The organism is Corynebacterium tapiri (assembly GCF_006334925.1).
GTDB lineage: Bacteria > Actinomycetota > Actinomycetes > Mycobacteriales > Mycobacteriaceae > Corynebacterium > Corynebacterium tapiri.
On the sequence record NZ_VDHJ01000013.1, the window covers coordinates 1 to 23326 of the forward strand.

Genomic DNA, 23326 nt, shown 5'->3' on the forward strand with positions numbered 1-23326 from the left:
CGAACCCGGAAGCTAAGCCTGTCCACGCTGATGGTACTGCACTCGGGAGGGTGTGGGAGAGTAGGTTACCGCCGACCAAAAAAGAAAGATAAGTAAATATGATGTGGGGTGTGTTACCTGGACTTGTAGGTCTTGGTGGCACACCCCACTTGCGCGTCTGAAGGTAGGGAAACATTCCCTTCATACAAATAGGTAGAACCCCTGATGCGTGAACCAGAGTCAGCCAAGTACGGTTGATAAGGAAAAGTTTAAGGTTCACAGAGGAGCGCCATTATGGGATCATCGCCCGCATCGGGGAATCAGGACCGTTCAGAAGGCGATTCTCGGCCGCGCCACGCATTGAGTGGCGACGTCACTGGTGCCGCCACTCAGGTGGACAGCCCCGCAACGCCCGTAAAGAGCGTGGCGGCCCGCGCAGTCCAGCTCTACAAGAGCTACGGCTCAGGCGACACCGCAGTGACTGCCCTCGATCACGTCAACGTCGAGTTTGCTGCACATGAGTTCACGGCGATCATGGGGCCGTCGGGAAGCGGAAAGTCCACTCTGATGCACACGATGGCAGGGCTGGATTCGGCCACCTCCGGCGACGCGATCATCGGCGAGACCAATCTCTCCGGAATGGGGGACAAGCAGATCACTGCGCTGCGCCGTGACCGCCTGGGATTCATCTTCCAATCCTTCAATCTCGTGCCCACGCTTACTGCGGCTGAGAACATTACGTTGCCCAGCGATATTGCTGGCAAGAGCGTCGATAAGCAGTGGTTTGAAGAAGTAACGACTCGCCTGGGCTTGTCTAAGCGCCTGAGCCACCGCCCGGCGGAGCTCTCGGGTGGTCAGCAACAGCGCGTGGCCTGTGCTCGTGCGCTGGTCTCTCGCCCGGACATCATCTTCGGCGACGAGCCCACGGGCAACCTGGATTCCAACTCGTCGGCGGAGGTGCTGAGCATCCTGCGCACGGCGGTGGACCACGACGGCCAGACCGTGGTGATCGTTACGCACGATCCCCGCGCGGCGTCCTACGCGGACCGGGTGATCTTCCTCGCTGATGGACGCATCGTCGACGAGTTGCGTGAGCCCACCACTGAGAAGATCCTGGCCAAAATGAGCAGCATCGAGGGATAGACGGTGGCTAAGAAATCAACAATGCGCAGGGTCTCTCTGCGCAACATTGCAGCGCACAAGCTGCGCCTGGCCCTGACAGTGCTGGCCGTGGTGCTGGGCACTGCGTTCATTTCTGGTGCCTTCATGTTCACCAACTCGCTCAAGAGCAGTTTCGACGCGGCCGTCAATAATGCGTTTACTGGCGTCGATGCGGTGGTGTCCAAGGAAGCAACCGTCGAGGACCGCGAAACGGTCGAGGCGAACCCAGACGTCGCCGGCACGAACGTGTCCACCAGCCAGACGATCGTGCTTGCTCGCGACGGCGCGGAGCCGGAACCGATCCAAACTGGTTCGGGAACGGCGTCGCTTGGCGTGTGGTACGAGCCGGATGAGCAGGTAGGCGACACTAAGACGATCGTTGAGGGCAATGCACCGACCAACGCTCAAGAAGTGATCATCAACGAGAAGGCCGCCAAGGAGAAGAACCTTCACCCCGGCGACAAGCTCATCGTGGTCGACCCGCAGGCTCGGCATCAGGTCACCCTGACCGGACTCTTTGATAGCCCGATCGATCAAGCGGGCCAGCTCAAGGTTCTCATCCCGGAGCAGGATTATCTGGCCTCCTACGCCAAGGACGGCGTGGTGGACCAGTTCATCGTGGATGCTGCCGAAGGCGTTGCGCCCCAGAAGGTCGTTGATGAGCTCAAGCAGGCCCTGCCAGAGCGTGACGTAGAGACTGGCCAGAAGCTCGCCGATGACACCTCTAAGGCCGTCACCAGCGCTCTGAGCTTCATTAATTACTTCCTGGTCGCCTTCGGCCTGGTGGGTCTGCTGGTGGGCACGTTCCTGATCGCTAATACCTTCTCAATGATCGTCGCGCAGCGCACCAAGGAATTCGCGTTGTTGCGCGCGCTAGGTGCTTCGCGGGGACAGATCACTCGGTCGGTTGTTTTGGAGTCAGTCATCATCGGCGTTCTGGGCTCCGCCATCGGTGTTCTCGTGGGCATGGGCCTGGTCGCAGCGATCAAGGCAGTGATGACCTCCCGCGGCATGGCTCTCCCTGATTCCGGGTTGGGGTTGAGCCCGACGGCAGTCCTCGTCCCCATTTTGCTGGGCACCGCGGTGACTGTCGTATCTGCTTGGGCACCTGCTCGTCGTGCCGGCGACGTGGAGCCGGTGGAAGCTATGCGGGCGAACGAGTCGTCGACAAGCCAACCTCTCCTGGGGCGCACCACTGCGGGTGTGATCCTGTTGGCATTGGGTGTTCTGGCTGCACTCGCGGGTGTGTTCTGGGACGAGCAGGAAACCAAGACGCGCGCGATCGCTGTGGGGGTGGGCGCCGTACTTTTGGTGATCGGATTCTTCTTGGCGGCGCCAGCGCTCTCGCTGCCGGTGGTGCCCACCTTTGGCCGGCTTCTGGGGCTGCCCTTTGGCGCGGTGGGCCGGCTGGCGTCGACGAATACTCGGCGCAATCCGCGTCGGACCGCCACAACCTCGTTTGCACTGGCGCTGGGGGTGGCGCTGGTAACGGTGATCGGCATGTTGGGCGCCACGATGAAGCAGTCGGTTGCGGACCAGATGGAGTCCAACCTGGAAGCTGACTTCGCGCTGACGGCTCCGGCGGCCGGTGGTTTCCCCGTCCCGGCAGAGGTTCCCGATGCCGTACGCGGGGTCGAAGGCGTTGAACGGGCAACCACGCACATGGTGGCTCCGGTGTCCCTCGACGGGGTATTTTCCTCCCAGCTGGGACCGCACGGTGGGTTTACGGACGTGGTTGATGGGGACCCGGGGAATATCGGCAAGCTGACGGTAGCCGAGGGGACGAGTGACCTCAGCAATGGCGGCGCCCTGGCGACGCGCTCACTTGCCGACGCTCACGGCTGGCGGGTTGGTCAACAGCTGCAGCTCGCAGGGCCAAATCCGGCCGCGCCCACCAAGCCAGTCGAGCTCGTGGGAATCCTCGATGACAGTCAGATGTTCCGCTCCATCGTGGTGTCGCACGCCGAGGTCACAGACGTCGTCCCCGCAGACGCCCTGCGCATACGCATGGTGGGTGTTCAAGTTGCCGAGGGAGTCAATCCCGACGACGTGCGTCCCCGCCTTGAGCAGGCAGTCAAGCCGTTCCTCGTGGTTCAGGTTATGAGTAGCGAGGACATGGCGGGCATGGTGGCTGGTCTGATCAACCAGATCCTCTCGCTGCTGTATGGGTTGCTCGCGCTCGCGGTGATCATCGCGATCCTGGGCATCGTGAATACGCTGACGCTGTCGGTCATCGAGCGCCGCCAGGAAATCGGCATGCTACGCGCGGTGGGTAGCTACCGCGGGCAGATCCGCCAACTGATCACCCTGGAGTCGGTCCAGATCGCGCTCTTTGGTGGCCTGGCTGGTGTGTTGCTGGGGCTGGGCATCGGTTATGCCTTCATCACGTCCCTGGACGGTCAGGGACTAGGGGATCCGGTTATCCCGTGGCCGTTGGTCGCGGCCATGCTGGCTGGTTCTGTACTCATCGGACTGTTCGCTGCCATTTGGCCAGCCCAGCGGGCGGCAAAGACTCCGCCCCTCGATGCGATCAGCGACTAAGTAGGATCACAATCAATTCGGACAAACCCACCGTGGCGCCCAAGTACAGCAGCGCCGCGGGGGTTTTTCGCTTTTCGACGTCCTCCGCAACCTGATTGGCCACAGTCGACAGCGTGGAGCACGCACCCGCGAATCCCACGCCGATAGCGGTTTCCACCAGCCCGGACAGGTGCACGATTGCCCAAGCAAGGACGGCGCAGGCCAACAAGTTTGCAAGCAATAGACCGACCTTGGGCCACAAAATGCGGGTGAGTGCCCAACGGGTTAGGCCACCGAGCATGGCTGCACCAAAGACCGCCGCGGTAGGAAGAAGTGCGCCGATCATGCGGACAACCTACGACCGAGGAGTGCGGCGGCCACGCTGCCCACCATCGTCAGCAAAACATAGAAGATTGCCGTGCCTGTGGGCAGGTCTGCGGCCAGCAGGGCAAAAGTGCTCAGGGTGGTAAAACCGCCAAGCACCCCGGACCCCCAGAAGGGGCCGGGGCGAAATAGTCCGAAGGCAAAGCATCCGACCAGGTTGATGGCCAGAGTGATGGATAGAGGGGCGTCGAGAAGCGAACTCAACCAAAAGCGTGCGGTGGCGCCGAGACCCGCGCCGAGAGCAACGACCAACCCATCTTTCACAAGTCTTTAGATTTTAGCGCCACTGCATTTCTTGGCGATCCACGAACTCTCGGACGGTGGCTGCCGGCTTGTTCAAGCCCGGATCGAAGCGGAGGTACTCGCGTGTCTCACGAGCAACGAGGCCGGAGAGCAGAAGCAGACCAATGAGGTTGGGCAGCGCCATCAGGCCGTTGGCCAGGTCAGAGAAGGTCCAGGCGAGTTTGATCTCGGAGATTGCACCGACGAACACGATGACCGTGAACAGCATGCGGTAGGGGACCGAGGCCCACTGTCCCACGAGCGAGGTGAGTGCGCGCTCTCCGTAGTAGGACCACCCGATGATGGTGGAGAAGGCGAAGAAGATCAGAGAAACCGAGACGATCGTTCCGCCCCAGTGGCCAGGCAGGCCGGCGCTGAAGCCGTCGGCGGTCATGGTGGCTGCGGACTCTTCACCCTGGGTCCATACGCCCGAGGTGACGATCACCAGGCCGGTGATGGAGACGACGATGATGGTGTCGATGAACGTCTGCGTCATGGAGACCAGCGCCTGGCGGGCCGGGTGCGAGGTGCGGGCGGCGGCCGCGGCGATGGCAGCCGAACCCATGCCAGACTCGTTAGAGAAGATGCCGCGGGCCACGCCATAACGCACGGCCAGCATGATGGTGGAGCCGAGGAACCCGCCGCCAGCTGCGGTGCCAGTGAAGGCGTCAGAGAAGATGGTGGCCAGAGCCGCCGGGATGTCCTCGGCCAGCAGGATGAGGACCACGATGCCGCCGACGACGTAGAGAACCACCATGAGCGGAACAAAGGCACTGGTGATGCGACCGATTCCCTGGATGCCGCCGAGGAGGACGGCGCCGACGCCGACGAACATCAACACGCCGGAGAGAACCGGGGAGATGCCAAAGGTGTCTTCCATTCCGGCAGCTACCGAGTTGGCCTGCGTGAGGTTGCCGATGCCGAAGGACGCGAAGAAGGCGAAAAGCGCGAAGAGGAAGGCCAACACGCTGCCGACGGGGCCGGGGATGCCGCGCTTGAGGTAGATCTGCGGGCCACCCATCTGGTTGCCCTTCTCGTCGGTAACGCGGAAGCGGACACCGAGGTAGGCCTCGGCGTACTTGGAGGCCATGCCGAGCAGGCCGGTGACCCAGATCCAGAAGAGTGCGCCGGGGCCGCCGACGGAGATTGCCGTGGCCACGCCCACGATGTTTCCGGTTCCCACCGTGGCTGCCAAGGCAGTAGTCAGCGCCTGGTAGTTCGAGATGTCTCCGGCGCCAGCCTCGTTGTCTCTCTCGGAGGTATCGAAGAAGGCGTGTCGGAGGGCCCGACCGAGGGTACGAAACTGGATGCCACCCAGGCGGATCGTGAGGTAGACGCCGGTGCCTAGCAAGAGGGGGATGAGGACGAACGGTCCCCAGACGACGGAGGATATCGCGCTCAGCGTGTTATTTAGGGTCTCGACCATGGACTGAATTTAAGTGGCAACTGTGGCGAAAGTAACTATTTCTAGCCAATAGGCTGATAGGTATTACAAATGATTCCCCCGAGCGGGGGTAGAGCCGGGGTGGGTTGCTCCGTGAACCCGCTGCAGGTAATAGACCGCCGGACAACAATGGAGCGTGGAAAACGCCCACATTCATCCCGCTTCTTAGGAGTTCCATGGCACACGAGCGCGCCGGGCAACCCGCCCGCGAGTCCGACCTCATCGACGTTCCGGCGCTGGTGAGTGCCTATTACACGCGGGAGATCGACCCGAGCGATGTGGCACAGCAAGTCAGCTTTGGCACCTCAGGCCACCGAGGATCTTCCTTGGACAACGCGTTCAACGAGGCCCACATTCTGGCCACCACCCAGGCGATCGTGGACTACCGCCGTGAGCAGTCGATCGGTGGCCCGGTGTTCATCGGTCGCGATACGCACGCGTTGAGCGAGCCGGCAATGATTTCCGCGCTGGAGGTATTGCTGGCTGCCGACGTGACGGTGCTTGTCGACGCCGCCGGGCGCTACACGCCCACGCCCGCTGTGTCTCACGCGATCCTGCGTCACAATGCCGAACTCGACGAGGGGACTGCAGGCAGTGCACCTGGCTGGGCAGATGGCATTGTGATCACCCCCTCGCATAACCCGCCGCGCGACGGCGGCTTTAAGTACAACCCGCCGACTGGTGGACCCGCTGGTGCAGACGCCACGGATTGGATTGCCGAACGCGCTAACGAGTATTTGCGCGCCGGTCTCGAGGGCGTGGGACGCGTATCGGTGAACGGCGTCCTGGACGAGCGCGCGCAACGATATGACTACCTCAACACGTATGTGGCGGATCTGAAGAATGTGGTGGATATGGATGCCATCGCATCGTCCGGCCTGCACATCGGCGCCGACCCGATGGGTGGAGCCTCGGTCGACTACTGGGGTGCGATTGCTGAGGCCTACGGCCTGAACCTCGAGGTGGTCAACCCCCGCGTTGACCCCACCTGGCGCTTCATGACCCTCGACACCGACGGTGCCATCCGCATGGATTGCTCCTCGGCCAACGCGATGGCGAGCCTGATCCACAACGTGTCCCGCTTCGACCTGGCCACCGGAAATGACGCCGACGCCGACCGGCACGGAATCGTCACCCCGGATGCGGGCCTGATGAACCCCAACCACTACCTCGCCGTCGCGATCGAGTACCTGTTCTCGCATCGCGAGGGCTGGCCCGAGAGCGCGGCCGTGGGCAAGACGCTCGTGTCCTCCTCGATGATCGACCGAGTCGTCTCCTCGCTGGGACGAAAGCTCGTGGAAGTCCCCGTTGGGTTCAAGTGGTTCGTGCTCGGGCTTGTCGACGGCTCCCTGGGATTCGGAGGAGAAGAATCCGCCGGTGCGTCATTCTTGCGTCGCGACGGCTCGGTGTGGTCGACCGACAAGGACGGCCTGATCATGGATCTCTTGGCCGCGGAGATCACCGCGGTCACGGGTGAGACTCCCTCCCAGCGCTACGCCAAGCTGGCAGACCGCTTCGGAGCCCCGGCCTATGCCCGTACCGATGCTCCAGCTAACCGGGAGCAAAAGGCCCTGCTGAAGAATCTGAGCGCCGACTCGGTCAGTGCGAGCGAGCTTGCTGGAGAGGCAATCGTCGACAAGCTCACCGAAGCTCCTGGAAACGGTGCTCGCATTGGCGGTCTGAAGGTGACTACCGAGAATGCGTGGTTCGCCGCGCGCCCCTCGGGTACGGAAGACAAGTACAAGATCTACGCCGAAAGCTTCCGTGGGCCCGAGCACCTCAAGCAGGTGCAGGAGGAGGCACGGGAACTCGTGGAGCGTGTGCTGGGGCAGTAGCTGTTTACTGCTCCAAGGCTGCGCACTGAGAAGGGCTAGCGGTTCCGTTCTCACACGCGTGGCGCAGTTGAATTTCCCCACTGCTGGGGCGCGGGTTCCCGTTTTCGTCGTATCCGTAACCACAGAGGAAGGCAGGACACGAGACTGTCGTCGGAATTTCTGACGGGTCCAGGCCGGCGGCCGCCTCAGCTGCGAGGTAATCCTTTGCCCAGGGCTGATTGAGGCAATACTCCGTGGTTTGAGTGGTTCCGTCGGACATAAGCGATGGGCCTGGCGTGCCCACTAGGCACTCTACGACGTAGGGCTCGGTAGCTGCCTGGTCGGTAGCAAGCGTGGGCGCCGCGGGAACGGGTGACGGCTCGGAGGTAGTCGATATGCGGGGACTGGTTGTGGTAACCGTTGTGCTCGATGGCTCAGAGCTCACCGAGCTAGGGGTGGGCTCGGGCGTGGGTGGTTGGCCGCAAGAGTTTAAGGCAATTAGCGGCAGGGTGGTGCACACCAGCCAGATGCGGAACTTGTGCATGGGCCATCTCCTCTTAACAGGTTGTGTTCAGCAAATTGACTGGAAATGACCATAGTTGGCAAGGTGGCAATACCCGTCGGCCTAAATCGCACATGTGTTGCATAGAGAATTGGCGACCGGCGCTTCTTTTCCGTCGGCCTCAAGTAGCATCACCAAGGGTGAGCACTTCCACAGTCAGCATGAAGACCCGCATTCTCGACGGAGTGAGCTTTGTCGCACGCTTCTTCATGGCATACATCTGGATTACCGCGGGACTGCACAAGATTGGCAACAATCTCAACGTCACGCAGTCGATCCAGGCCTACGACATTTTCACTCCAGCCTGGAATCACATCCTCGCCCAGCTCATTGGCCCGTTGGAGCTGGCAGGTGGCCTGATGCTGTTGATGGGCTTGTATCTGCGCAAGAGTTCCCTGGTTAGCACGATCGTCCTGGTGCTGTTCATTATCGGCATCTCCCAGGCGTGGATCCGCGGCCTCGAACTCAACTGTGGTTGTTTCGGGCCAGAGGAAGCAACCACCAATTACCCGAAGCAGTACTTCGAGACGATCGTGCGTGACCTGGTGTTCATCGCGCTTTCTGTGTGGACGATGGTTCGACCGTTTACGCGTTGGGCTGTGCGTCCGTAGTCGGATCGCACCTCGGCTGATACCTTTGGGCACAGTGCCCGTCCACCTTTCGTAGGGGGAGTGGGCGGTGTAGCTCATCAAATACCTACTGTGAAAGGACGAGCGCTTATGTCGAGTACCAAGACTCGCTCAGTCTCTGATCCCAACAAGAAGTCCTCGGCTAATTTCCTCTGGGTGCTGCTGGCGCTGCTGCTCGTTGCTGCGCTGGTTATCGGCCTGGTGGTGTGGCAGTCGCAGGGCAAGCGCACCTCCCACCTCGCGGAGCGTGACAACACCGAAGTCAATGCGGTGATGGAATACAACCCGGCCGATGGGGCAATCACCCTGAAGTCGCAGAGCGCTGGGGAGAACGCCGAGGAAGTTGGGTTGTACGAGGATTACTCGTGCCCTCACTGTGGAGAGCTCGCTAATGCTACCGACGAGCGCATGCTGCAGGAGATTGATAACGGCAAGCTCGTTGTCAACGTGCACCCGCTGAACTTCCTGGATCGTAACGCCGAAGGACACTCCACCGCCTCGCTGGCGGCGCTGTTGGCATTGGCCGACAAGGGTGAGACCAACGCCTGGTGGAACCTGCGCGAAGTTATTTTTGAAGAGCAGCAGGACATCTACAACCAGTGGAGTGATGACGACTTCGCTAATGCAGCCAAGGAACTCGGAGCCTCGGAGGATGCCGTGAAGGCCATCCGCGACGGTGCTTACATCGATGAGGCCAAGAAGATCGCCGAGACCAACGCCAACTACCTGCAGGAGAAGACCGGCAACGTGTCTTCCCCGCGCATCCTGCAAGACGGCAAGGATGTTGAGGTACAGGATCCGGCCCAGTGGATCGATAAGGTCCTGAGCTAGCCTTTAGCTTGCTGTTTGACGCCTCCAAATCGCTACCTGCTGATTTGGAGGCGTTCGCTTGCCCGGTGTAGGTTTAAACGAGTCGCATGACGCGGGGCTATGGCGCAGCTGGTAGCGCACCACACTGGCAGTGTGGGGGTCACGGGTTCGAGTCCCGTTAGCTCCACTCCACAATTCAATATTTTCCTAAGGGGCTATGGCGCAGCTGGTAGCGCACCACACTGGCAGTGTGGGGGTCACGGGTTCGAGTCCCGTTAGCTCCACGTCTAAAAAGGCCATCACATTACCGTGATGGCCTTTTTCATGCCTAGGGCCGTACCGTTAAGCCCATGGACACTCTGACGAAGCGACCTCCAGGAGACCGAGCAGCACTAGCGGAGGCCGCAGGCCTGCGTTGGTTGCGGGAGGGCAGTGACATCGTCGTAAAAGTCATAGCCGCGGACGAGCACAGCCTGACGATTGAAAGGATCGCGTCGTCACGCCCCACCCCCGAACACGCGCGGATTGCTGGGCGGGAGCTAGCCAAGATTCACGATTGCCCAGTAGCTGGCTTCGGGGCGCCACCCGAGGGGTGGGACGGTCCCAATTACATCGGGCGTCGGCAGCAACAATGCCAGCTGACAGAGGAGTGGGCGCCGTTTTACGCCGAACAGCGAGTTTTGCCTTTCGCCCAGGTAGCAGTGGACAACGGAAATCTGGATCAAGCAGGGATGCGCACCGTCGAGAAGGCGCTAGAAGCGCTGTGCGCAGCCGACATGAAAGCCGAACCCGCGCGAATCCACGGCGACCTCTGGGCAGGAAACCTACTCTTCGGTCCCCAAGGGCCCGCACTCATCGACCCGGCGGCACATGGCGGGCATCGCGAAACTGACCTGGCAATGCTGGCGCTATTCGGTGCGCCTTACCTGGAGGAAATTCGCGCCGGTTATCAGGAAGTCCACCCGCTAGAACCGGGGTGGCTGGAGAACACCCCCATTCACCAGTTGCACCCACTAGCGGTTCACGCCGCTGGCCATGGACCGTCGTACGGGCACGAGTTGGTCCAGGCCGCAGAGGCGACCTTGCACCTGGTCTAGGGTGCTATCGCCACCACGAGCTGTGGGGGCCAGGCGGGAGGTGGCGCTTGTGCTGGCCTACCCGCCAGAGGTGCTCGATGCGTTCCTTCGCCTCCTGGGGAACATCTGCCCCCTCCAGGTAGTCGTCGATGTGCTGGTAACGCACGCCGAGCGCTTCTTCGTCGGGAAGCGACGGGCGATCGTCCTCTAGGTCCGCGGTGGGGACCTTCTGCCAGGTGGACTCAGGTGCATCTAATGCTTGGAGCATCTGTGCGCCTTGGCGCTTGTTCAGTCCCTCCAGCGGTAAGACGTCCGCGGCGCCATCGCCGTGTTTGGTGAAGAACCCGGTGACGTTCTCGGCAGCATGGTCGGTTCCAATTACCAAGAGACCCCGCTCGCCGGCCAACGCGTATTGCGTGGTCATGCGCATGCGTGCCTTGAGATTCCCGCGGTTGAAATCGCCGAGGTCGGAGTTGCCCAGTGCTTGGGCGCAGGCGTCGTCAAGCGCGTCGACCGCGTCCTTGATGTTGACCGTTACTGACTCGTCGGGTCGGATGAAAGAAAGAGCGATCTGCGCGTCAGCCTCATCCGCCTGCACCCCATATGGCAAACGAACCGCAAGAAAGTGCGCTGAGTCTCCTTCAGCTCGGACTCGCTCGACTGCCAGCTGGGCGAGGCGACCGGCCAGCGTGGAGTCCTGCCCACCGGAAATTCCCAGGACAAAGCCCTTGGCTCGGCTAGCGCGGAGATAGTCCACGAGGAAATCGACGCGCGAGCGGACTTCAGCTTCTGGATCGATAAAGGGGCGAACATGCAGGGAGTTTCGGATCTCGTCTTGCATGTTTCTCGAGGTTTCAACCATGTGAGTCATCGTAGTGTCAGGCACTATCTCTTCTCATGGCAACTGCAGCACAATCGCGGCGCTACGTCCGCCTCGTCTCCTGGATCGCCGCCTTGGGCGGTCTTCTTTTTGGCTATGACACCGGAGTGATGTCCGGAGCATTGCTCTTTATTGGCCCAGAGTTTGGCATGACCCCAACCCAGGAAGGCTGGGTTACTTCCATGCTCCTGGTAGGCGCAGCAATAGGAGCGATGAGCGGCGGGCGTGTAGCTGATGCAATTGGGCGCCGCACCACACTCATCATTGGAGGCGTGGTCTTCGTGCTGGGCTCCCTGTGGTGTGCAGTGGCTGGTTCGGTAGCGTCCCTCGGCGCAGCTCGCACCCTGCTCGGCGTAGCGGTGGGTGCCGTGAGCATCGTGGTGCCGATGTACCTGTCGGAGCAGGTACCCGCCGCAGTGCGCGGGCGCATGGTGTCGCTGAACACCCTCATGATCGTCGTGGGGCAGTTGGTGGCGTACCTGGTCAACTCGGCCTTGGCGCACACGGGAAACTGGCATCTCATGCTGGGGCTGGCCGCTGTACCGGGAGCGATGCTGGCGATCGGCATGGCGTTCTTGCCGGATACCCCGGTGTTCTACGCGCGCACCCACCGGTCCAACAAAGCTAGCGCGGTTGCCTCACGAGCAGGAATGAGCCAACAGGAAGTCGACGAGATTATTGCTGATCATGCTGCGGCCGAGGGGCGTGGGCAGTGGCAAGCTCTGCGTTCCTCGCGGTGGTTGTACCTGACGGTGGCGGTGGCAGCGGTGATCGGAGTGATTCAGCAGGTTACAGGCGTGAATGCGATCGTTTACTTCGCCCCGACGCTGATGAATCAGGTGGGGATGTCTACGACCAATTCCGTATACACCTCAATCGTGATCGGACTGGTCAGCGTGGTTGCCTGCTGGGTGGGTCTGCAGATCATCGACCGAGTGGGGCGCCGTCGCCTGCTCCTGGGCGGGCTGATGATTAACGTGATCTCCCTGGTGGTGCTGGCGGTGGTCTACGGCCAGGCCAAGGGCCATCCGGGGTTGGCTCTGCTCTCGTTGGTGGTTATGGCCATCTTCATTGCTTCCCAGCAGGCGGCTGTCTCACCCACCACCTGGCTGTTGATTTCGGAGATCGTGCCCATGCGCGTTCGGGGTGTGGGCATGGGGTTGGCTGGACTGGCGCTTTGGGGAGCCAACTGGGCAGTGGCGCAATTCTTCCTCCCACTCGTGTCGCTGCTGAGCGCGGGGGCGACGTTCCTGATCTTTGCCACGTTGGGTCTGGCAGCCTTCGCCTTTGTGCGCGTGATGGTGCCGGAGACCAAGGGGCGGAGCCTGGAAGCAGTAGGGGAGCAGTTCAGGCAGCGCTTCGAGCGGGCCACCCGCAGCTAGCTGCCACGCCGGTTTGGAGTACTGCGCCACGCCGGGGTATCTTTATCTTTCGTGTTCTGGCTACCCGCGTGTAGTCAGTGTGTTTTTTACTCGCTAGTTACAGCGCAATCAGAAAGGAGCGCCCGATGAAGGTTCGCAAGTCGCTTCGGTCGCTGAAGAACAAGCCGGGCGCCCAGGTTGTCCGTCGCCACGGCAAGGTCTTTGTGATCAACAAGAAGGACCCGCGCTTCAAGGCTCGCCAGGGCTAAGCGTCGCGGTTACCGCTTGCTTAAAAGCCGGCTGTTTCTTCCCATGGGAAGGGCAGCCGGCTTTTGCTTTGGGGGAAGATTACAACGTTGTAGTTTCTCGATCCCTACATCTGGGGTTGCGGGATTTCCTGTCCTGGGAATTTCAGGGGTGTAACTACTATATGTAGTATCTGTTGCACATTTCGGCCACAACGTATAGTGTCTTTGGTGTTGCCGCGAGACGCGGTGAACGCTTTTGAAACTCGTTATAAACGTGTCTCGCTTCAGCGCCGGACTGATCCCCTTTTTGGCATGGCATGCCCGGTTCGCTGCTTGCAGCCATTGACCAACAAAACGTTCCAGCTTTAGTTCCAAGGAGTCTGTGCCATGGCCATCACCGTCTACACCAAGCCCGCTTGTGTTCAGTGCAACGCTACGAAGAAGGCCCTGGATCGTGCTGGGCTGGAGTACACCATGGTGGACGTCTCTGTGGACACCGAGGCTCGCGATTACGTCATGGCACTGGGCTACCTGCAGGCTCCGGTCGTAGAGGTTGACGGCGAGCACTGGTCCGGCTTCCGCCCGGACCGCATCCGCGAGATCGCCGCCAAGGCAGCCTAAGCATCTCCTATAGCCGTACCTAGTCGCCGTGATCATCTGAACTCGGCGGCTTTCTCTTTTTCCTGGACACACGCTTCCAGGGGTTAAGAAACACCACTTCACTCAGCTTGCATAAGGGGCGGGCCATGCTCATCGTCTACTTCTCCTCCGTCACGGAAAACACCCGACGTTTCGTGGACAAGCTCGGGTTTCCGTCCAAGCGCATCCCACTCCAGCGCACAGACGAACCCCTCGTAGTGGATGAGCCCTATGTGCTTGTCTGCCCCACGTACGGAGGAGGGGCGTCGATAAGCCGACAGGAGTCACGTCCGGTTCCGCCGCAGGTGATCAAGTTTCTCAATAACGAGCACAACCGCGCACTTCTGCGTGCAGTAATCTCCGGGGGTAACACGAACTTCGGGGCCGACTACGGTAAAGCAGGTGACGTCATCGCTGCGAAGTGCAAGGTGCCGTATGTGTATCGCTACGAGCTCATGGGTACTGAAGAGGACGTCGCCATCGTTCGTTCCGGTCTCACCGATAACGCCCACAAACTGGGCCTCATATCCGCTTAAAAACTTAAGTTCCACGTCAGCAGTCATCTAGAAAGGCATTGATTTCGCCGTGACCACAACTGTTTTGGGCCAGTCCAGCTCCGAGCACTCGCCACACGACCAGCTTGACTACCACGCACTCAACGCGCTGCTGAACCTGTACGACGATCAGGGGCGCATCCAGTTTGATAAGGACCGCGAGGCGGCCAACCAGTACTTCCTGCAGCACGTCAACCAGAACACCGTCTACTTCCACGACCTGGAAGAAAAGATCAAGTACCTGGTAGACAACAAGTACTACGAGCCGCACGTGCTCAAGCAGTACAGCTTTGAGTTCGTCAAGACCCTGTACAAGCGCGCTTACTCCTACAAGTTCCGCTTCAAGTCCTTCCTGGGCGCGTACAAGTACTACACCTCCTACACGCTCAAGACCTTCGACGGAAAGCGCTACCTGGAGCGCTTCGAAGATCGCGTGTCCATGACCGCTCTGTTCCTCGCGCGTGGCGACGAAAAGCTCGCTGAGAACCTGGTTGACGAGATCATGGGCGGACGCTTCCAGCCGGCCACCCCGACCTTCCTTAACGCGGGCAAGGCGCAACGTGGCGAGCTGGTCTCCTGCTTCCTGCTGCGCATCGAGGACAACATGGAGTCCATCGGGCGTTCCATCAACTCCGCCCTGCAGCTGTCCAAGCGCGGCGGCGGCGTGGCATTGCTGCTGAGCAACATCCGTGAGTCGGGCGCGCCGATCAAGCACATCGAGAATCAGTCTTCCGGTGTCATCCCGGTGATGAAGCTTCTGGAGGACTCCTTCTCTTACGCCAACCAGCTGGGTGCTCGCCAGGGTGCCGGTGCGGTGTACCTCAGCGCTCATCACCCGGACATCATGCGCTTCCTGGACACTAAGCGCGAGAACGCGGATGAGAAGATCCGCATCAAGACGCTCTCACTGGGTGTGGTCATCCCCGACATCACCTTCGAGCTGGCTAAGAACAACGACGACATGTACCTGTTCAGCCCGTACGACGTCGAGCGCGTCTACGGCAAGGCCTTCTCCGACATCTCCGTGACCGAGCACTACTGGGAGATGGTCGAGGACGATCGCATCCGCAAGGCCAAGATCAACGCCCGGCACTTCTTCCAGACCCTGGCTGAGATCCAGTTCGAGTCCGGTTACCCGTACATCATGTTCGAGGACACCGTTAACCGCTCGAACCCGATCGCCGGGCGCGTGAACATGTCCAACCTGTGCTCGGAGATCCTCCAGGTCAACTCCCCGTCGGTGCTCAACGATGATCTGACCTACGACACCATCGGTCACGACATCTCCTGCAACCTGGGATCCTTGAACATCGCGATGACGATGGATTCCCCGGACTTTGCCCAGACCGTCGAGACCGCTGTGCGTGGCCTGACCTCGGTGGCAGACCAGACGGCCATCCACTCCGTGCCGAGCGTGCGCGAAGGTAACGACTCCGCTCACGCCATCGGCCTGGGCCAGATGAACCTGCACGGTTACCTCGGTCGCGAGCACATCGAGTACGGATCCGAGGAGGGATTGGACTTCACCAACGCCTACTTCGCTGCCATCATGTACGCGGCCATCAAGGCCTCGAACAAGATCGCGCGTGAGCGAGGGGAGACCTTCGGCGACTTCGCTGACTCCGAGTACGCCTCGGGTGCATTCTTCGACCGTTATGACCCGGCAGACTTTGCTCCAAAGACGCAGAAGGTCAAGGACCTCTTCGCTGCTTCGTCGATCACGACTCCGAACGCGGAGGACTGGGCACAGCTCAAGGCTGATGTGCAGGAGCACGGACTGTACAACCGGTACCTGCAGGCGGTGCCACCGACCGGTTCCATCTCCTACATCAACAACTCCACGTCCTCTATCCATCCGATCGCCTCCAAGATCGAGATCCGCAAGGAAGGCAAGATCGGCCGCGTCTACTACCCGGCGCCGCACATGGATAACGAGAACCTGGAGTACTTCAAGGACTCCTACGAGATCGGCTACGAGAAGATCATCGACACGTACGCCGAGGCCACCAAGTATGTTGACCAGGGCCTGTCGCTGACCCTGTTCTTCAAGGACACGGTGACCACCCGCGACATCAACCGCGCCCAGATCTACGCCTGGCGCAAGGGCATCAAGACGCTGTACTACATCCGTCTGCGTCAGATGGCGCTGGCCGGCACCGAGGTCGACGGCTGCGTGAGCTGCATGCTCTAAGCGGATTGATTAGGCACCAGCGCCGTACGCACCTCACCAATGAGGGCGCGTGCGGCGCTTTCTGCTGCCTGTGCTTCTCCGCGTGCGATAGCTTGGGCGAGCTCCTCGTGGGCGTCTAGGGCCTCGGACGCCGGCGTCTCCGGCTGCAAGCCAAATTCGGTGCGTCCGTACAGAGCGCGCATCAGCGACGGGGCGAGCATGGCAAACATTTCGTTGCCGCTGGCCTCGAGCAGCAGGGAGTGGAAGCGCATATCCGCCTCCAGGAAGTCCTGCGTAGCGCCATGTGTGTGCTCGCCGAGCTCACGCATCGTCGTGGCCAGCTCCTTGAGCTCCGCGCGCTGCTCCGGGGTAGCCGCGGTGGCGGCGTTGTAGGCGGCAATCGGCTCTACCGCCACGCGCAGCTCCGTCAACGAGTTGAGCTGACGGGCACGCTCGCTCTCGGTCTGCAGGCGCCACGTAATCACAGTGGGGTTAAACACAGACCAGCGTTGGCGGGGCAGGACCGTGATGCCGACGCGCCGCGAGGAACTGACCAGGCCCAGCTGTTCGAGTGCGCGCATAGCCTCGCGGGCCACTGTGCGCGAGATCTGGAAGCGCTCGCCGATGCTTTGCAGCGTGAAGGTCTGGCCGGTCTCTAGACGGCCAGAGATGATATCGCGCCCCAGTTCGTCCAGCACGGACGTCAACAGTGGTTCGGTTGAGGCAGCGGTCTTGTCGTGTGCCATCTGACCGGCACGTCCTTTCCTCATTCATCGCAGGAGCAAACACGGTGGTCAACCTCCTGGGTCCACAGTGCGCTGCGGGATTGATAAATGAAAGTATTTTACATCGAACTCCCAGGTATCCCGCCTCTAGTGGGAAAGATTGTCCCTGTTAAGGGGTGAGGTGTGGGAAAGGAGGGCGTCGAAAAGCGAGAAATCTCATCTTCCGGCGCGGATTGGAGCTGCCCGGTGCATCGGTAGGATAGGGCGCATTCGTAAGAACGATTTTTCCCATTTCCATTCCTCTATCTCTAGGGAGCACGTCCTTGACTGCGTTCGATGAGTCGCATGACTATGACGCCTACATTGCAGACCACACCCGCCCGGTGAAGGCCATCAACTGGAACACGATTCCGGATGAGAAGGACCTCGAGGTGTGGGATCGTCTGACGGGCAACTTCTGGCTGCCGGAGAAGATCCCGGTATCCAACGACATCCCCACGTGGAACAAGCTCACCGACAAGGAGCGCGAGACCACGATGCGGGTGTTCACGGGTCTGACGCTGCTGGACACGATCCAGGGAACCGTCGGTGCGGTGTCGCTTCTCGACGACGCCAAGACCCTGCACGAAGAGGCAGTGCTCACCAACATTGCCTTCATGGAGTCAGTGCACGCTAAGAGCTACTCCAACATCTTTATGACCCTGGCCAGCACTCCGATGATCAACGATGCCTTCCGTTGGTCGGAGGAGAATGACAATCTGCAGCGCAAGGCCAAGATCGTCATGAGCTACTACGAGGGTGCGGATCCGCTGAAGAAGAAGGTGGCCTCCACGCTTCTGGAGTCCTTCCTCTTCTACTCCGGCTTCTACCTGCCTATGCACTTCTCTTCGCGCGCGAAGCTGACCAATACCGCGGACATCATTCGCCTCATCATCCGCGACGAGGCCGTCCACGGGTACTACATTGGCTACAAGTACCAGCGGGGTCTGCGCGAGGAGTCCCAGCAGCGTCAGGACGAGCTCAAGGAGTACACGTTCGATCTGCTTTACGACCTCTACGACAACGAGATCCAGTACACCGAGGACCTCTACGACGAGCTCGGCTGGTCCGAGGACGTCAAGCGCTTCCTGCGTTACAACGCCAACAAGGCCCTGAACAACCTCGGCTACGAGGGTCTGTTCCCGGCCGATGAGACCAAGGTCGCGCCCGCAATCCTCTCGGCACTGAGCCCGAACGCCGATGAGAACCACGACTTCTTCTCCGGCTCCGGATCCTCCTACGTGATTGGCAAGGCGGAGGACACCACGGACGAAGACTGGGACTTCTAGTCACCAACCCCCATCAACCTTTTGAGCTACCCCGAGGTGGGGGTGAGAAAGGTCCGGGCCCGGGGCATCCTGAACTTGGGAACGCTCCGGGCTTTGTGGCATCGGTCACCGTCAGAGTTGCCGGGGCCCCGATTGCTGGCCGTGTGCTGGGATATCGGTGAGGATTCGGAGGCTACGCCTGTGACCAATGGGGATCTTTGGACTTGGCTTAGGCCGGTAACGGGCTAAACTACTCATGTCTCCAGTCTGTTGACAGGCTGGACGTGTGTCAGGGCACCGTTTTCAAGGTGCGGTGTCCTGGGGAAAACACTTTTGCGACGTGTCATGACACGCCACTGGCGGGGAATGAGCGTTTTGTAGTCAGGAGGAAAGAATGACCGCTGTGGCGCCAAGGCTCGACAATTACGTCGCGCCGGAACGTCCAGAGCCGACGGGATACGCCAAAAAGGGTTCCAAGGCCTGGATGATGCTGACCACCACCGACCACAAGCAGCTGGGCATCATGTACATCATCATGTCGTTCAGCTTCTTTTTCCTGGGCGGCCTGATGGCCCTGTTGATCCGTGCTGAGCTGTTCACGCCGGGTCTGCAGTTCTTGTCCAACGAGCAGTTCAACCAGCTGTTCACCATGCACGGCACCGTCATGCTGCTGCTGTTTGGTACCCCGATTGTGTGGGGCTTTGCCAACTACATTCTGCCGCTGCAGATCGGCGCACCCGACGTGGCCTTCCCGCGTCTGAACGCCTTCGGCTTCTGGATCACCACCATCGGTGGTGTGGCCATGCTGTCCGGCTTCCTTACCCCGGGCGGTGCAGCCGACTTCGGCTGGACCATGTACATGCCGCTGGCTGACTCCGTTCACACCCCCGGCATCGGCGCAGACATGTGGATCGTCGGTGTTGGTGCTACCGGTGTGGGTACCGTGGCTTCCGCCATCAACATGCTCACCACCGTGCTGACCCTGCGCGCTCCGGGTATGACCATGTTCCGTCTGCCGGTGTTCGCTTGGTCCATCTTCGCTACCTCCGTCATCGCTCTGATGATCTTCCCGCTGCTGCTCGCCGCCGCACTGGGCATCCTGTACGACCGCAAGCTCGGCGGCCACATCTACGACTCCGCTAACGGTGGCGCAATCCTGTGGCAGCACCTCTTCTGGTTCTTCGGCCACCCCGAGGTGTACGTCCTGGCTCTGCCGTTCTTCGGTGTGATTTCCGAGATCATCCCGGTCTTCTCCCGCAAGCCGGTCTTCGGCTACATCGGCCTGGTCTTCGCGACTCTGTCCATCGCCTCCCTGTCCATGGCTGTGTGGGCTCACCACATGTTCGTCACCGGCGCCATCCTGCTGCCGTTCTTCTCGTTCATGACCTTCCTGATCGCCGTGCCGACCGGTATGAAGTTCTTCAACTGGGTGGGCACCATGTGGAAGGGCCACATCACCTGGCAGACCCCGATGATCTTCGCGGTCGGCTTCATGAGCACCTTCCTCTTCGGTGGTCTGACCGGCATCATGCTGGCCTCCCCGCCGCTGGACTTCCACCTGGCTGAGTCCTACTTCCTCATCGCTCACTTCCACTACACCCTCTTCGGCACCGTGGTGTTCGCATCCTTCGCGGCTGTGTACTTCTGGTTCCCGAAGATGACCGGTCGCATGCTGGACGAGCGTCTGGGCAAGATCCATTTCTGGATGACCTTCGTTGGCTTCCACGGCACCTTCCTGGTCCAGCACTGGCTGGGCAACATGGGCATGCCGCGTCGTTACGCCGACTACCTGGACTCCGATGGATTTACCACGCTGAACCAGATCTCCACGATCTTCTCCTTCATCCTCGGTGCCTCCGTCATCCCGTTCATTTGGAACGCCTTCAAGTCCTGGCGCTACGGCGAGGTCGTCACGGTTGACGATCCGTGGGGATACGGCAACTCTCTGGAGTGGGCAACCTCCTGCCCACCGCCGCGCCACAACTTCATCTCCCTGCCGCGTATCCGCTCCGAGCGCCCGGCCTTCGAGCTGCACTACCCGCACATGGTGGAGCGCATGCGCCGTGAGGCGCACTCCGGCCACCACGCGGATCCGCGCGAGGAAGTTACCCGCACGAACCCGGAGGGCAAGATCGAGCGCTAACACCGCGTCGATAGAGGCGCGCACCTCCTGACGCCGCCTCAACCTCTCAGGCCCGTCACCGCACATCCGCGGTGGCGGGTCTTTTTGTGCTCGGTGAAAACTATCTACTCATAGGTATGAGAACGTGGAACAATGAGGGACGTGACCGAGCCAGCATTGAACCCTGACCTGCCTGCAACCCCCCAGCGCCCGACAGTGGAGCTCCAGCCCGGACTGGATCACGCAGTGATCACCTCTATTGGGCCCGACCAGCCCGGAGTTTCGGCGACATTCTTTCGCGTGCTCGCCGCCAACGGAGTTCAACTACTGGATGTTGAGCAAGCACTCTTCCGCGGCCGGATTTCTTTGGCCGCGTTCGTGGGAATCGACGCTGTGAGCAAGGACGCTCTGCAGCAGGAGCTCAGCGAGGAGCTCGCGAGCTTTGGGCAGGTCGTCAGCGTAGAGACCGGCAGTGGAGCCCCGACGGGTTCGCGGGGACGATCCACGCACACCGTGGTCCTGCTGGGCGATCCAGTCACCGCCCAGCACCTGCACCAGGTCGGTCAGACGTTGGCGAATTTTGGAGCAAACATCGACCGCATCCGCGGGATCGCGGATTACCCCATTACGGGATTGGAACTGTTCATCACAGTGGCCGATCCGACGCCGGGAGCCGCAAACTCGCTGCGTGCCGCGCTGGCAGAGGTGGCCCATGCTCAGAATGTTGATATTGCTATCGAGCGTGCGGGGCTGGCGCGGCGCTCCAAGCGTTTGGTTTGCTTTGACTGCGACTCGACCCTGATTACCGGCGAGGTCATTGAGATGCTGGCTCGCCATGCCGGCCGGGAGAGGGAAGTCGCCGACGTGACTGAGCGCGCTATGCGCGGTGAGCTCGACTTCGCACAGTCTCTGCACGAGCGCGTGCGAGCACTGGCTGGTTTGGATGCGACAGTCATCGAGGAGGTGGCACAGGCGGTCGAGCTCACTCCTGGCGCGCGAACCACGCTGCGCACACTCAACAAGATGGGATACCGCACGGCGGTGGTCTCCGGTGGCTTCACCCAGGTGCTCGACGCCTTCGTAGGCGACCTCGAGGTGGACTACGTGCGCGCGAACACCCTCGAGATTGAAGACGGGAAGCTCACAGGTCGAGTGGTCGGGGAGGTCGTCGACCGTGCAGCTAAGGCCCGGTTGCTTGAGGAGTTCGCCCGCGACTCGCACCTGCGCATGGACCAGACGGTGGCAGTGGGTGACGGCGCTAACGATATTGACATGATCTCGGCAGCGGGCCTCGGCATCGCGTTTAACGCCAAGCCGGCGCTCAAGGAGCACGCTGATGCTTCGGTCAATCACCCGTTCCTCGATGAAGTCCTGTACATGCTGGGTATTCCTCGAGAGGACATTGACCAGGCTGAGCGAATGACGGGGGAGACCCAGCGGCTGTTCTAGGGGAGTGGTTCGTAGAATCTAGCGCTATGGAGGCACTAGAGACGCTGGCGCAATCTCTGCAGACTGCTGGGCACGAGGACCCGGACGACCCCGCGACCGTGCAGGCGATGCAGATCGTTCTGCACATCCCCAAGAGCGATCCGCCGCAGCGTCACAGCGCACTGGCTGCAGCTGCTCAGGCTTGCATGCGGGTGTGCCTCGCAGATGACTTCGCTCGCCAGCTCAAGCCCTGGTACGACCACCGAATCCGCAAGGTCACCCGTCGTGCCCGCAATAGTGGGTGGGACAACGCCCAGCGAGTTCCGGGTGTCACGGTTGAGGTGGACGGTGCCCAAGCCCGGGCCTTCGCGCCCTCCGCGGTGCATGAGGTTCCGGCGCCGATCTCTAAGCTGCAAGTCAAGGGCACGGACCTGGAAATGGATTCGCCCGACCCGGCACCGTCTTCACTGCCGTTGTTGCTTATCGACGCCCGGCTGACCATGAGCGCAGGAAAAGCCGCCGCCCAGGCTGGCCACGCCGCAATGCTGCTGGCAGCCCAGTGGTATCGGTCCGATCCGTCGGCCGCGACAGCATGGGCACTGGCAGGCTGCTCTCTAAGCGTGCGCGAAGTGGGTGGTGAGCTGTTCGACCGCGCAGCCGCACTGCCGGAGGCAGCCGTGGTACAGGATGCAGGTTTCACCGAGGTCGTCCCCGGATCCCTTACTGCCCTGGGGTTACCTTCCGCTAGCCTCCTGCGATAGCTGCAGCTCATAAGTTATGAGCTGGAACTCCGGGGCGCGCTCGTCTGGGCGGCTTCCGGTTTGTGTAAAACCACACTTTTCGGCGACCCGACGGCTTGCCAGGTTATCCTCCCGAGCCTCTAGCTCAAGGTGGGTTAGCCCCAGCTCACGGGCGCGTTCTTTGACTAATTCCAGCGCGGCGCTTGCTCTGCCTCGACCGCGGGCCCACGGGCTGACGTGGTATCCGATATTGCCCCGGTGCGAATCAATTACGCGGATATCGATGGCGCCCTGGAAACTCGCATCTTGGGAATCGCAAATGACCCACCTGTGCGTGTTAGGGCGCGGTGAGGCAATCCAATCGTGCGCCATCTTTTCCGTGTAATTGGCGGGAATCGTGGTAAAGCGCTGGGTGAGCGGGTCTTCGGAGCAACGCACCAGTGCCGGGGCGTCCGCGATGGTGGGATCGCGAAGAATCACACGTTCCATGC

22 protein-coding genes, 2 tRNA genes and 1 rRNA gene are annotated in these 23326 nt (G+C 61.0%); 18 read left to right on the top strand and 7 right to left on the bottom strand.

Features of this window, described 5'->3' with window-relative positions:
- The 3 genes from rrf to FHE74_RS09220 form a co-directional block, all read left to right on the top strand.
- Positions 1 to 77 (top strand): 5S ribosomal RNA (gene rrf / locus FHE74_RS10870); the annotation flags it as partial.
- 196 nt (positions 78 to 273) lie between these two features.
- Positions 274 to 1122: an ABC transporter ATP-binding protein gene (locus FHE74_RS09215; RefSeq protein ID WP_139466227.1), complete on the top strand. Its 849-nt coding sequence runs from the start codon at positions 274 to 276 to the stop codon at positions 1120 to 1122.
- A gap of 21 nt (positions 1123 to 1143) precedes the next feature.
- A complete protein-coding gene (locus tag FHE74_RS09220; RefSeq protein WP_180339734.1) occupies positions 1144 to 3681 on the top strand; it encodes an ABC transporter permease in 2538 nt (845 codons plus the stop codon).
- Here FHE74_RS09220 and FHE74_RS09225 read toward each other — a convergent pair.
- The 3 genes from FHE74_RS09225 to FHE74_RS09235 are packed head-to-tail and all read right to left on the bottom strand — an operon-like array spanning position 3671 to position 5752.
- Positions 3671 to 4006 carry a CrcB family protein gene (locus FHE74_RS09225; protein WP_139466229.1) on the bottom strand — a complete coding sequence of 112 codons (336 nt, stop codon included), beginning with the start codon at positions 4004 to 4006 and terminating at the stop codon, positions 3671 to 3673. The two genes, FHE74_RS09220 and FHE74_RS09225, sit on opposite strands and share 11 nt — an antisense overlap.
- The gene (locus tag FHE74_RS09230; protein ID WP_139466230.1) at positions 4003 to 4308 is read right to left on the bottom strand and encodes a fluoride efflux transporter family protein; all 306 of its coding nucleotides are present in this window, start codon (positions 4306 to 4308) and stop codon (positions 4003 to 4005) included. The genes FHE74_RS09225 and FHE74_RS09230 overlap by 4 nt, the downstream gene beginning before the upstream one ends.
- A 13-nt stretch (positions 4309 to 4321) precedes the next feature.
- Entirely contained in the window at positions 4322 to 5752 is a 1431-nt protein-coding gene (locus tag FHE74_RS09235; protein ID WP_139466231.1) for an alanine/glycine:cation symporter family protein, read from the bottom strand.
- Positions 5753 to 5946: 194 nt separating this feature from the next.
- Here FHE74_RS09235 and pgm point away from each other — a divergent pair, with 194 nt between their 5' ends.
- A complete protein-coding gene (gene pgm / locus FHE74_RS09240; protein WP_139466232.1) occupies positions 5947 to 7605 on the top strand; it encodes a phosphoglucomutase (alpha-D-glucose-1,6-bisphosphate-dependent) in 1659 nt (552 codons plus the stop codon).
- A 4-nt stretch (positions 7606 to 7609) separates the two neighbouring features.
- On the opposite strand, the gene FHE74_RS09245 is transcribed toward pgm, so the two are convergent.
- On the bottom strand, positions 7610 to 8128 hold the full coding sequence (locus FHE74_RS09245; protein ID WP_246049264.1) for a hypothetical protein: 519 nt from the start codon (positions 8126 to 8128) through the stop codon (positions 7610 to 7612).
- Positions 8129 to 8307: 179 nt separating this feature from the next.
- Here FHE74_RS09245 and FHE74_RS09250 point away from each other — a divergent pair, with 179 nt between their 5' ends.
- The 5 genes from FHE74_RS09250 (at position 8308) to FHE74_RS09270 (ending at position 10682) form a co-directional block, all read left to right on the top strand.
- A complete protein-coding gene (locus FHE74_RS09250) occupies positions 8308 to 8757 on the top strand; it encodes a MauE/DoxX family redox-associated membrane protein (protein ID WP_246049270.1) in 450 nt (149 codons plus the stop codon).
- A 108-nt stretch (positions 8758 to 8865) separates the two neighbouring features.
- A complete protein-coding gene (locus tag FHE74_RS09255; protein ID WP_139466234.1) occupies positions 8866 to 9606 on the top strand; it encodes a DsbA family protein in 741 nt (246 codons plus the stop codon).
- A 93-nt stretch (positions 9607 to 9699) separates the two neighbouring features.
- A tRNA-Ala gene (locus FHE74_RS09260) sits at positions 9700 to 9772 on the top strand.
- 24 nt (positions 9773 to 9796) lie between these two features.
- Positions 9797 to 9869, top strand: a tRNA-Ala gene (locus FHE74_RS09265).
- Between the two features lie 66 nt (positions 9870 to 9935).
- On the top strand, positions 9936 to 10682 hold the full coding sequence (locus FHE74_RS09270) for a fructosamine kinase family protein (RefSeq protein ID WP_139466235.1): 747 nt from the start codon (positions 9936 to 9938) through the stop codon (positions 10680 to 10682).
- 4 nt (positions 10683 to 10686) lie between these two features.
- On the opposite strand, the gene nadE is transcribed toward FHE74_RS09270, so the two are convergent.
- On the bottom strand, positions 10687 to 11502 hold the full coding sequence (nadE, locus tag FHE74_RS09275) for an ammonia-dependent NAD(+) synthetase (RefSeq protein ID WP_425456343.1): 816 nt from the start codon (positions 11500 to 11502) through the stop codon (positions 10687 to 10689).
- 56 nt (positions 11503 to 11558) lie between these two features.
- On the opposite strand from nadE, the gene FHE74_RS09280 reads away from it, so the two are divergent.
- The 5 genes from FHE74_RS09280 (at position 11559) to nrdE (ending at position 16534) form a co-directional block, all read left to right on the top strand.
- The gene (locus tag FHE74_RS09280; RefSeq protein ID WP_139466237.1) at positions 11559 to 12923 is read left to right on the top strand and encodes a sugar porter family MFS transporter; all 1365 of its coding nucleotides are present in this window, start codon (positions 11559 to 11561) and stop codon (positions 12921 to 12923) included.
- Between the two features lie 125 nt (positions 12924 to 13048).
- Complete coding sequence (gene ykgO, locus FHE74_RS09285; protein WP_012732041.1) at positions 13049 to 13171, top strand: type B 50S ribosomal protein L36; 123 nt, start codon at positions 13049 to 13051, stop codon at positions 13169 to 13171.
- 366 nt (positions 13172 to 13537) lie between these two features.
- Positions 13538 to 13771, top strand: coding sequence for a glutaredoxin-like protein NrdH (gene nrdH, locus FHE74_RS09290; RefSeq protein WP_139466238.1), 234 nt, complete (start codon positions 13538 to 13540; stop codon positions 13769 to 13771).
- 125 nt (positions 13772 to 13896) lie between these two features.
- On the top strand, positions 13897 to 14325 hold the full coding sequence (gene nrdI, locus FHE74_RS09295; protein ID WP_139466239.1) for a class Ib ribonucleoside-diphosphate reductase assembly flavoprotein NrdI: 429 nt from the start codon (positions 13897 to 13899) through the stop codon (positions 14323 to 14325).
- Between the two features lie 49 nt (positions 14326 to 14374).
- Positions 14375 to 16534 carry a class 1b ribonucleoside-diphosphate reductase subunit alpha gene (nrdE, locus tag FHE74_RS09300; RefSeq protein ID WP_139466240.1) on the top strand — a complete coding sequence of 720 codons (2160 nt, stop codon included), beginning with the start codon at positions 14375 to 14377 and terminating at the stop codon, positions 16532 to 16534.
- Here nrdE and FHE74_RS09305 read toward each other — a convergent pair.
- A complete protein-coding gene (locus FHE74_RS09305; protein ID WP_139466241.1) occupies positions 16531 to 17259 on the bottom strand; it encodes a FadR/GntR family transcriptional regulator in 729 nt (242 codons plus the stop codon). The two genes, nrdE and FHE74_RS09305, sit on opposite strands and share 4 nt — an antisense overlap.
- Positions 17260 to 17561: 302 nt before the next feature.
- Here FHE74_RS09305 and nrdF point away from each other — a divergent pair, with 302 nt between their 5' ends.
- The 4 genes from nrdF to FHE74_RS09325 all read left to right on the top strand — a co-directional run bounded on the left by nrdF (position 17562) and on the right by FHE74_RS09325 (position 22856).
- Positions 17562 to 18566, top strand: coding sequence for a class 1b ribonucleoside-diphosphate reductase subunit beta (nrdF, locus tag FHE74_RS09310; protein ID WP_139466242.1), 1005 nt, complete (start codon positions 17562 to 17564; stop codon positions 18564 to 18566).
- 373 nt (positions 18567 to 18939) lie between these two features.
- Positions 18940 to 20688 carry an aa3-type cytochrome oxidase subunit I gene (gene ctaD, locus FHE74_RS09315; RefSeq protein WP_139466243.1) on the top strand — a complete coding sequence of 583 codons (1749 nt, stop codon included), beginning with the start codon at positions 18940 to 18942 and terminating at the stop codon, positions 20686 to 20688.
- A gap of 141 nt (positions 20689 to 20829) precedes the next feature.
- A complete protein-coding gene (serB, locus tag FHE74_RS09320) occupies positions 20830 to 22116 on the top strand; it encodes a phosphoserine phosphatase SerB (protein WP_425456344.1) in 1287 nt (428 codons plus the stop codon).
- Between the two features lie 26 nt (positions 22117 to 22142).
- Positions 22143 to 22856 (top strand): peptidyl-tRNA hydrolase, encoded by a 714-nt coding sequence (locus tag FHE74_RS09325; protein WP_139466245.1) that lies wholly within the window; start codon positions 22143 to 22145, stop codon positions 22854 to 22856.
- Here FHE74_RS09325 and FHE74_RS09330 read toward each other — a convergent pair.
- Positions 22830 to 23324, bottom strand: coding sequence for a GNAT family N-acetyltransferase (locus FHE74_RS09330; RefSeq protein ID WP_139466246.1), 495 nt, complete (start codon positions 23322 to 23324; stop codon positions 22830 to 22832). The genes FHE74_RS09325 and FHE74_RS09330 overlap by 27 nt on opposite strands.
- Positions 23325 to 23326 lie beyond the last annotated feature (2 nt).

What these genes read in the sequence shown, in the direction of transcription:
- FHE74_RS09215 (WP_139466227.1), top strand. Translation starts at nt 274, where the DNA reads ATGGGATCATCGCCCGCATCGGGGAATCAGGACCGTTCAGAAGGCGAT.
- FHE74_RS09220 (WP_180339734.1), top strand. Translation starts at nt 1,144, where the DNA reads ATGCGCAGGGTCTCTCTGCGCAACATTGCAGCGCACAAGCTGCGCCTG.
- FHE74_RS09225 (WP_139466229.1), bottom strand. Translation starts at nt 4,006, where the DNA reads ATGATCGGCGCACTTCTTCCTACCGCGGCGGTCTTTGGTGCAGCCATG.
- FHE74_RS09235 (WP_139466231.1), bottom strand. Translation starts at nt 5,752, where the DNA reads ATGGTCGAGACCCTAAATAACACGCTGAGCGCGATATCCTCCGTCGTC.
- pgm (WP_139466232.1), top strand. Translation starts at nt 5,947, where the DNA reads ATGGCACACGAGCGCGCCGGGCAACCCGCCCGCGAGTCCGACCTCATC.
- FHE74_RS09245 (WP_246049264.1), bottom strand. Translation starts at nt 8,128, where the DNA reads ATGCACAAGTTCCGCATCTGGCTGGTGTGCACCACCCTGCCGCTAATT.
- FHE74_RS09250 (WP_246049270.1), top strand. Translation starts at nt 8,308, where the DNA reads ATGAAGACCCGCATTCTCGACGGAGTGAGCTTTGTCGCACGCTTCTTC.
- FHE74_RS09255 (WP_139466234.1), top strand. Translation starts at nt 8,866, where the DNA reads ATGTCGAGTACCAAGACTCGCTCAGTCTCTGATCCCAACAAGAAGTCC.
- FHE74_RS09270 (WP_139466235.1), top strand. Translation starts at nt 9,936, where the DNA reads ATGGACACTCTGACGAAGCGACCTCCAGGAGACCGAGCAGCACTAGCG.
- nadE (WP_425456343.1), bottom strand. Translation starts at nt 11,502, where the DNA reads ATGCAAGACGAGATCCGAAACTCCCTGCATGTTCGCCCCTTTATCGAT.
- FHE74_RS09280 (WP_139466237.1), top strand. Translation starts at nt 11,559, where the DNA reads ATGGCAACTGCAGCACAATCGCGGCGCTACGTCCGCCTCGTCTCCTGG.
- ykgO (WP_012732041.1), top strand. Translation starts at nt 13,049, where the DNA reads ATGAAGGTTCGCAAGTCGCTTCGGTCGCTGAAGAACAAGCCGGGCGCC.
- nrdH (WP_139466238.1), top strand. Translation starts at nt 13,538, where the DNA reads ATGGCCATCACCGTCTACACCAAGCCCGCTTGTGTTCAGTGCAACGCT.
- nrdI (WP_139466239.1), top strand. Translation starts at nt 13,897, where the DNA reads ATGCTCATCGTCTACTTCTCCTCCGTCACGGAAAACACCCGACGTTTC.
- FHE74_RS09305 (WP_139466241.1), bottom strand. Translation starts at nt 17,259, where the DNA reads ATGGCACACGACAAGACCGCTGCCTCAACCGAACCACTGTTGACGTCC.
- ctaD (WP_139466243.1), top strand. Translation starts at nt 18,940, where the DNA reads ATGACCGCTGTGGCGCCAAGGCTCGACAATTACGTCGCGCCGGAACGT.
- FHE74_RS09325 (WP_139466245.1), top strand. Translation starts at nt 22,143, where the DNA reads ATGGAGGCACTAGAGACGCTGGCGCAATCTCTGCAGACTGCTGGGCAC.
- FHE74_RS09330 (WP_139466246.1), bottom strand. Translation starts at nt 23,324, where the DNA reads ATGGAACGTGTGATTCTTCGCGATCCCACCATCGCGGACGCCCCGGCA.